Origin of the sequence: Methylobacterium sp. WL18, from assembly GCF_008040015.1 — a bacterium.
Taxonomy (GTDB): Bacteria; Pseudomonadota; Alphaproteobacteria; order Rhizobiales; family Beijerinckiaceae; genus Methylobacterium; species Methylobacterium mesophilicum.
This window is the reverse complement of sequence record NZ_VRVD01000179.1, coordinates 1-8323: the sequence shown is the minus strand read 5'-3', so window position 1 is coordinate 8323 and position 8323 is coordinate 1. Positions and strand designations below refer to the sequence as shown.

Genomic DNA, 8323 nt, shown 5'->3' with positions numbered 1-8323 from the left:
CCCCGGGGATGATGCCGCCGGCCGAGGCCGACGCCCTGGAGGAGGCCGCCGCGGCGGGCATCCCGGTGGTGATGTCGACCCGGGCCGGCAGCGGGGTGGTGCCCCTGACCACGCGGCTGCGCACCCGCGGCATCCTCAGCGCCGACAACCTGACGCCGCAGAAGGCCCGGATCCTGCTCGCCCTGGCGCTGACCGTGACATCCGAGCCCGAAGCGGTCGCGCGCCTCTTCGCGACCTACTGAGAACCGATGCCCCTGATCGATCCCGTCCGGACGCTCCTCCTGGTCGTCGACATCCAGGTCCGGCTGATGCCGGCCATCGCGGACGGCGCCGGGGTGATCGCCAACACGGGCCGCCTCCTGGCGGCGGCCAAGCTGCTCGACGTGCCGTCCCTGTTCACCGAGCAGAATGCCGGCGGCCTGGGTCCGACCGTGCCGGATCTCGCCCCGGAGCCCGGGGCGGCCTTCGCCAAGATGAGCTTCGGCGCCGCGCAGGCGCCGGGCTTCCTCGACCGGATCGGGGACCGCGACCTCGTCGTGACCGGCTGCGAGGCGCATATCTGCGTGCTGCAGACGGCCCTCGGCCTCCTGGAGGCTGGGCGCCGCGTCTGCGTGGTCGCCGACGCGGTCGGCTCGCGCCGGAGCGAGAACCGTGTGGCCGGCCTCGCCCGGATGGCGGCCCACGGGGCCGAGATCGTCACCACCGAGATGGTGGTGTTCGAATGGCTCGGCACCGCCCGGCACCCGCGCTTCCGCGAGGCCGTCAAGCTGATCAAGTGAGCGGGCTCAGCCGCCGTCGAGAGCCGCCCGGGTGCGGGCGTCGGTGCCGATGTCGTCCGGGCCCTCGAGGCCCAGGACCTCGATCAGCCGCATCCGGGCGCGGCTGACCCGGCTCTTGATCGTCCCGACGGCGACGCCGCAGATCGCGGCCGCCTCCTCGTAGGTGAAGCTCTGGGCGCCCACGAGAACCAGGGCCTCGCGCTGGGCATGGGGCAGCCGGTTCAGGGCGCTCTGGAACTGCGCCATCTCGATCCGGATCTCCTGCTCGGGCAGGGAGGTCAGCTTCCCCGCCAGAACGCCGTCGGCATCCTCGACCTCGCGCTTGCGCTTGCGCTGCTCCGAGTAGAACAGGTTGCGCAGGATCGTGAACAGCCAGGCCGTGAGGTTGGTCCCGCGGCGGAAGCTGCCGGCATTGACCCAGGCGCGCACCAGCGTGTCCTGCACGAGGTCGTCGGAGCGGTCGAGGTCGTAGGTCAGCGAGAACGCGAAGGCCCGCAGGGCCGGGATCGCCCCGAGCAGGAGGCCGCGCATCTCGGCATCGACCCCCTGGGATGGCGGCCCGGAATCGCTGCCGGCGGGAGCGGCTTGGGTCATCATCATCATTGCAGGGCCTCCGTGTCGGAGCATGCGGCGAGGTCGTCGATCAGCGTCCGGAGCCGCTCCGGGATCGGCAGGGCCAGGACATCGGCGTAGTGCAGGCGCAGGCCGCGTCCGATCCGGTCGCGATCCGCCTCGCTTATCGGCCGGCGTCCGGGCGTGGGGCGTGCAGCCGCGCCGTCGGGCAGGGGCGCGGCATCGTTCGCAGGCGTCAGCCCGACGCCCTCCGCCGCCCCGGCGAGGCGCGTCACCACCCGCTCGTCCTTGCCCTGGATCATGATCACGCCCCGATCCTCGGCGATGCGGCCCAACGGGACCGGCGATCCGCCGCCCCCCGTCTGTCGACCGGATTCGGCGAAGACGCGCTCCATCGCCTTCCGACGACGCTGGTAGGCGCGACGGATTTAATCGGTTCTGAACTTCGTATTCATCAAATCTTAATGTCTGGATTTGTGAGCTAGACAGCGATTGATTGACAAATATTCCAGTTACAATCCAGAAATACTGGCTCAAGCTTGGCCGTAAACCAAGGCGCGCAGCACGGATGACCGGCGGCTGAGCGTGTGCGGCATCGGAGGGCGAACGTTCGCTCGACGACCTTGCGCGCTTGGCCGCACCAGGATTTCGCGAACGACCGACAGCAGAAACCAGCCGTTGGACGATGCTGAGCCGAATCGGTTGCGAAACCGAGCATCCAAGAATGCCTCGCTGTTCCGCAAAGATTCAGAGCTGGATTGCTGATGAATTAAAGTTATTATAATCTGCCGTATGGTAGTTGCCGGACCGCAAAAAGACGTTGCGGGAGGGATCGCGGGTTGATTTTCCTGCGGTGGAGCGAAAAATATTCCGAAGATCGTCCGGCGTCGACTCGGTTGATTCGACGCGTCACCGGAGAGCTTCGTATGGTGCCGTCGACTGTCTCTTCCGGGCCTCGGCAACGGGGTTGTCTTTGTGCTGTCACGATGCTGGCAGGGGTCATCGCTGGCTCGGCGACGACCTTTGCGAAAGACGATGCTGCCAGCCATGCACCTGTTGTCCGGCCGTCGCAGACTGCATCTTCCACCGCAACCGAGGTGCAACTCTCGGAACTCAGCGTCTCGGGGGAGCGTACCGAGACCGCGTACGGCCCTGTGAACGGCTACGTGCCGACCCGCAGCGCGGCCGGCACCAAGACCGACACCCCGATCCTGAAGACCGCCCGGTCCATCGAGGTGATCGGCCCCAGGGAGATCGAGGATCGCGCCGTCACGAGCCTTCCTGAGGCCGTGCGCTATTCGCCGGGCGTGACGACCAACGCCTTTGGCTTCGACCCCCGCTTCGACCAGATCTTCATTCGCGGCTTCGCCGTCAACGGCGCCGGCGACTACCGGGATGGCCTGCGCCAGACACCCGGCCAGTTCTTCACCTTCCGCACCGAGCCCTTCGGGCTGCAGCGCATCGACATCGTCAAGGGGCCGATCTCGGTCCTGTACGGGCAGACGAGCCCCGGCGGCCTGATCGACCGCATCTCCAAGCTGCCGACGGGTGGAGCGGTGTTCGAGTCCCTGACGCAGCTTCGCAGTACCGGCTGGTTCCGGCAGGGATTCGGTGTGGGTGCGCCGCTCAACGACGACGGGGTCCTGTCCTACCGGCTGCAGGCGCTGGGCAGCGTCGGCGACAACAGCTTCCACATTGCGGACGACCGCCTGATGCTCGCTCCGAGCTTAACGTGGCGGCCCGACATCGACACGCGCCTGACTATCCTCGGCCTCGCCCAGAAGGACGAGACCGACAGCAACGTCGCCGCCCTCAACCGTGTCGTCGGTGGTGCGCGCCACGTCTACGACATTCGCGCCAGCGACCCGGGTTATGACCACCTCAGGCAAGAGCAATATCAGATCGGATATCAGTTCGAGCACGCCCTCAGCGACGTTTGGACGTTGCGCCAGAGCTTCCGCTACGGATACATCGACGGGAACGCCCGCTATCTCACCGGCGGCGTCGCGGGCGGCGGTTTCTTGGGCGACGTCTACCGGCGGGGCAGTTTCGCCATTCAGGAGACCGTCGCGGAGGCGCAGGTCGATACCCGGCTCGTCGGCCGGTTCGACACGGGGCCCCTCGCGCACACCCTGATCCTCGGGCCGGATTACCAGACCTTCGGTTCGCACTACGGCACCGGCTCCCTCGGCGTGAACCGGGCCTATGACCTGCCGCTCTATGCGCCGGCCTACGGGCGCTATGGGGTGACGCCGCCGATCACCACGCGCACGAACCTCAATCTGGAGCAGATCGGCCTCTACGGTCAGGACCAGATTGCGCTTGGCGCCTGGAACCTGGCCCTCGGCTTACGTCAGGACTGGGCGAGCCGCCGGACCGAGAACGGTACGACGGGGCGCCTCAACGCGCAGCGCGACGACGAGGCCCTGACCTACAATCTGGGGCTGCTCTATGCCTTCGAGGACAGCGTGTCGCCCTACGTCAACTACGCCACGTCGTTCCTGCCCTCCTCGTCGCTCGGCGCTAGCGGACAGCTTCTGGAACCGACCAGAGGGCGTCAGATCGAGGGGGGCGTGAAGTACCAGCCCGCGCAGACGGACAGCCTCTTCACGCTGGCGGCGTATCACTTGGTCGAGGCCAACTCGGTCAAGTACGACATCGGCTGCCTCTGCTCGATCGCCATCGGCGAACTCGACGTGCTCGGGGTCGAACTCGGAGCACGGGTCAACAACCTCATCTCCGGCTTCGATCTGATCGCGGCCTATAACTACAACGATGCGCGGATCACGAAGGATGCGGTCGCCGCCAATCTAGGACGCCATCCCTTCGTCACGCCGGTTCATACCGCTTCGACGTGGCTCGACTACACCGTCAGACAAGGGCGGGCTGCCGGGCTCGGCTTCGGCCTGGGGGTGCGTTTCGTGGGCCAGACCTACGCGGACAACGCTAACACGCTCGTCAACAGGGCCTACACGTCCCTCGACGCCGCTCTGCGCTACGATTTCGGCGCGACGACCGCGAGCCTGAAAGGCTGGAGCGCCGCTCTGAACGCGGTCAACCTCGCCGACGAGCGCCCCGCGATCTGCAACAACGGCTACTGCTACTTGAGCCAGGGCCGGACTGTGCTCGGCTCTCTGCGATACAGATGGTGATCGGAGCGGGGTGCAATCCTTCCATTTCGATCTCGCTCAGGGGCAGATTCGAGGCGGGCTATCCCGCTTCGGCCTTCAAAATCTCCACCTCTGCTCTGATCCATTGTTCGACCACGCTGAGATCGGTCTCATGCCCTGCGATCGGCGCTCGGATGCGACAACCTGAAGATGCGGGGCCTGTAGCCAGGGCCGAGCAGCTGTGCTGAATAGGTCCGAGGAACGGCTGCAGGACGCCTCGGCGTCGGCAGCAAGCCGGCAGCACGGTTGCAGTTTGCTATCGCCTCTCCATCCCGTCGCTGCGGCGCGGCCGCAGATCACGCCAGACGATCTGGCGCGGAGGCTCGCCGGCCTGGGGCAGGGCGAGCGTCTGGTCGTCCTGGGCGTCAACAGCGCCGCCATGGGGGCGCTGATCTCAGATGGCACCGACCGCAGCGCGCTGCTGATCGCAAGCGGAGGCCGACGCACGGCCGCGGCGCTCCTCGACCGGCTTCTCGACGATCTGGCCGAGCTGGCGCTGGAGAGCTGGCCGCACTGGCCCGGCCGCGAGGCGTCTCCCACGCCGGTCGTCCCCGATCCGTGGCTGAAGGCGGCCTCGAAGCGTGCCAGGCTCGGCCTGACGCCGCGCTTCCTCAAGATGGGGCGAGACCTCGAACTCCGCCGTCTGTCCCGGCTGATCGGCCCCGCCGGCGTCATTCTGGTCTGGGAGGTCGATCCGGCCTCGGCGACGCGGGCGCGTCCGGCCATCGAGGCGCTGGAATGGTGCGTCCGGCACGGGGCCACGGTGGTGGCGGTGCTCGCCGCGGAGCCATCCGACGCCGCGCCCTACGACCGCATCCTCTACGGCGCCCATGAACTCGCACGGAGGGAACGTGCGGCGGCCGAGCGCTTCATCGCGCCGGCCGGAGCACACCACGCGAGCGCCATCGAGCGGCACGTCGCGGAGGCGCTGGCGCAGGACGCCGACCTCGGGGGCCTGTTCGTCTGCAATGCCCCCGTGCCCGTGGGGGCCTGGGGCGCACGACACCGCGTCGACCTGCTCTGCCGCGCATACCGCATCGTCGTCGAACTCGACGGCCCCGAGCACCGGGCCGAGCCCAAATTCGGCAACGATCGTCACCGGGATTACGAGCTCCTGACGGCGGGCTACCTCGTGCTGCGCTTGACCAACGATCAGGTCGCGGCGGACCTTCCCCTCGCGATCGAGAAGATTCGAGCCGTCGTCCGCCTGCGACGCGGTGCGCAGGAGGGGCGAACCGATGCGTGAGACGCCGACGCCGAAGCAGGCGCTGATCCTGTGGTGCCTGCTCGGCCGCTGCGGAAGCGCACTGCAGAGCACGCTCGCGCCGCGCATCGACAGGGCGGACCGGGAGGCCCTGATCGCGAGTCGCTACCTTGCGGCGGAGCGGGAGGGTCGCTCCCTGCGCCTGACCGTCACGGATAGGGGCTGGAACTGGGCAGGCGAGCACATGCGCGAGCCCCTGCCGCCGGCCTTCCGCGTGCTGCAGGACTGGCTGGAGCGCATCCATGCCGATCTCGCCAGGACGGGCCGGTCCCTCGCCGACCTCGTCGGGAGCGCTTCCGAGGAGCCGGCACCGGCGGCGCCTGCCCCGCGTGCGCGCAAATCGACGGCCAAGGGATCGAAGAAGCTCGGACCCAAGCAGCTCCGGGCGCGCATCGACGCCGCCTATCTCGCGCTGACGGGCGGGGAGCGGGCCAAGGCCGTGCGCCTGAGCGCCCTGCGCGCCCATCTCGGGGACCTCGACCGTGCGACCGTCGATGCGGGCCTCGCCGCCATCCTGCGCGGCGATCGCACGGCGCGGCTGAGCCAGTTCAGCGATCCCAGGTCGCTGGATGCCGCCGAGCGCGAGGCGGCGTTCAGCCCGGCCGGCGAGCCGTTCCACATCCTCTGGATCCAATCATGAGCGATGCCCTCGACGCCCTGCGCGGGATCGATTTCGACTGGGTGCGGACGCTGGACAGCATCTGGATCGATACGGCGCCGACCGGCGGCCCGAACGAGCGGCTCGTCCCGGAGATCGTCGCCGACCTGCACCGCAAGGCGCGCCAGCCGGCCGACCGGGCGCTGGGCCGCGTGCTCGTCGGCCAATCCGGAATCGGCAAGACCCACCTGATCGGGCAGCTCCGGCGCGAGGCCTGGCGCACCGGCGCGTGGTTCGTGCCCCTCGACGTCCTCGGGCTGACGGATTTCTGGCGCAGCGCGGCCTTGAGCTTCGTGACCGCCCTGCTGCAGACGATGCCGGATGGGCGACGGCAATCGGATGCCGTGCTCGCCGGCGTGGCGCGCCGCTTCCGTGTCGAGGCGCAGGTCGAAGCCGCGTTCAACACGCCGAACATGGATGCCCGCCGGATCGTCGACGTGCTGGTCCGGGCGCTGATGAGCGTCGATGCCGGCCGCGCGCTCAAGCACCTCGACGTCTTCCGCGCGCTCTGCCTTCTCCGCTCGCAGGATCTCGCCGTCGTCGGCCTCGCGCATGCCTGGTTGCAGGGCTACGACGCCGGACCGGCGGAGCGGGCGGCCCTGGGCTTCAAGACGCCGCCGCCGGCGCCCGTCGAACTCGTGCGCGGCATGTGCTGGATCATGGCGCTGAGCGGGCCGACGCTCATCGCCGTCGACCAGATCGACGGGGTGATCGAGACCGGACGGCTCGCGGCCGAGGACGGGATCGACGCGGAGGCGGGCCTGGCCGAAGTGCTCGCCGCGGGGCTCCTGGAGGTCAACATCGTCTGCGACCGCAGCATGACGGTGATGACCTGCCTCCAGGAATCCTGGGAGCGGCTGGAGGCCCGCGCCTTGAGTTCCATGCGGGAGCGCTTCGCGGAGGCGACGGGGCTCGTGGGCATGAACGAGCGGGCCGCCGCCGCCGCCCTGGTGGCCGGTCGCCTCGCGCCGGCCTACGCGGAGGCCGGCTACGTACCCCCGTTTCCGACATGGCCGTTCAGCGAGCGCGCCCTCGCCGACGCGGCGGCGGCCGGCATGATGCCGCGCACGCTGCTGATGCGCTGCGACGCCTTCCGACGCCACTGCCTCGCAGAGGGCGCGGTCTCGGTCTGCGACAGTCTCGGAACCGCCGCTCCGCCTCCGGAAGCCCCACCCGAGGAGGCCGGGTTCGATCTCGCCGCCGCGTGCCGGGCGGCCGACATCGCCGGCATCCGCAGCGACGAGGATACCTGGCTCGGCCAGCTGCTGCGCGACACCTTCGACCTCTACGCCCTGGAAGACGATCCGGACGACACCCTCGACGTCGCCAGCAAGGGCGAGGCCGACCAGCGCATCCCGCCCCTGCACGGACGGCTGATCTACATCCACCGGGATGAGAACGACCGGGAACGGCATGTCTGCTATCGGGCGCTCCAACACCAGAACGCGATCGCGTTCCAGGCCCGCCTCCGGGCGGCGCTCACGGCCTCCGGTATCTCGGCGCGCATCCCCGATCGGGAATTGCTGCTGATCCGCCGCGGGCCCATGCCCGGCGGGGTCAAGACGAAGCAGCTCGTCGATGCGTTCAAGGCCGCCGGGGGCCTGGCGATCGACCCCACGGACGCGGACCTGCGCGTCTTCGTCGCCCTGCGCGACCTCCATACGCGGGCGCGGGAGGCGGGTACGTCGGATCGGTTCGAGCGGTGGATCCGCGCCGAGCAGCCGCTCGTGAACACGGGGTTCTTCCGGGATGCGGGGCTCGCCCATGCGGCCAAGGCCGGGACCGCTCCAGGGAAGGATCACGCCGCCGCCGAGACGCCAGCGGTTCCGGTCCGCGCGCCGGGCATCGACGGTCGGGCCGCCGCCGAGCGTTCCGGCGT

At 69.2% G+C, this 8323-nt stretch carries 6 protein-coding genes and 2 pseudogenes; 6 read left to right on the top strand and 2 right to left on the bottom strand.

The features are described from left to right. Together FV228_RS14430 and FV228_RS14425 are read left to right on the top strand one after the other, a co-directional pair. Positions 1 to 242: pseudogene (locus tag FV228_RS14430) on the top strand (asparaginase); the annotation flags it as partial. 6 nt (positions 243 to 248) lie between these two features. Further along, complete coding sequence (locus tag FV228_RS14425; RefSeq protein WP_147855257.1) at positions 249 to 779, top strand: isochorismatase family protein; 531 nt, start codon at positions 249 to 251, stop codon at positions 777 to 779. Positions 780 to 785: 6 nt separating this feature from the next. Here FV228_RS14425 and FV228_RS14420 read toward each other — a convergent pair whose 3' ends face one another. Next, positions 786 to 1382: a sigma-70 family RNA polymerase sigma factor gene (locus FV228_RS14420; protein WP_147855256.1), complete on the bottom strand. Its 597-nt coding sequence runs from the start codon at positions 1380 to 1382 to the stop codon at positions 786 to 788. Beyond that, positions 1379 to 1747 (bottom strand): NepR family anti-sigma factor, encoded by a 369-nt coding sequence (locus tag FV228_RS14415; protein WP_238261427.1) that lies wholly within the window; start codon positions 1745 to 1747, stop codon positions 1379 to 1381. The genes FV228_RS14420 and FV228_RS14415 overlap by 4 nt, the downstream gene beginning before the upstream one ends. A gap of 591 nt (positions 1748 to 2338) precedes the next feature. Between FV228_RS14415 and FV228_RS14410 the strand changes: the two genes are divergently transcribed. The 4 genes and pseudogenes from FV228_RS14410 to FV228_RS14395 form a co-directional block, all read left to right on the top strand. Continuing rightward, on the top strand, positions 2339 to 4504 hold the full coding sequence (locus tag FV228_RS14410) for a TonB-dependent siderophore receptor (protein WP_147855255.1): 2166 nt from the start codon (positions 2339 to 2341) through the stop codon (positions 4502 to 4504). Positions 4505 to 4775: 271 nt separating this feature from the next. After that, positions 4776 to 5768, top strand: a complete 993-nt coding sequence (locus FV228_RS14405) for a DUF559 domain-containing protein (RefSeq protein WP_147855254.1) — start codon at positions 4776 to 4778, stop codon at positions 5766 to 5768. Continuing rightward, positions 5761 to 6426: a hypothetical protein gene (locus FV228_RS14400; protein ID WP_147855253.1), complete on the top strand. Its 666-nt coding sequence runs from the start codon at positions 5761 to 5763 to the stop codon at positions 6424 to 6426. The genes FV228_RS14405 and FV228_RS14400 overlap by 8 nt, the downstream gene beginning before the upstream one ends. Next, a pseudogene (locus FV228_RS14395) lies at positions 6423 to 8323 on the top strand (ATP-binding protein); the annotation flags it as partial. The gene FV228_RS14400 and the pseudogene FV228_RS14395, both read left to right, overlap by 4 nt.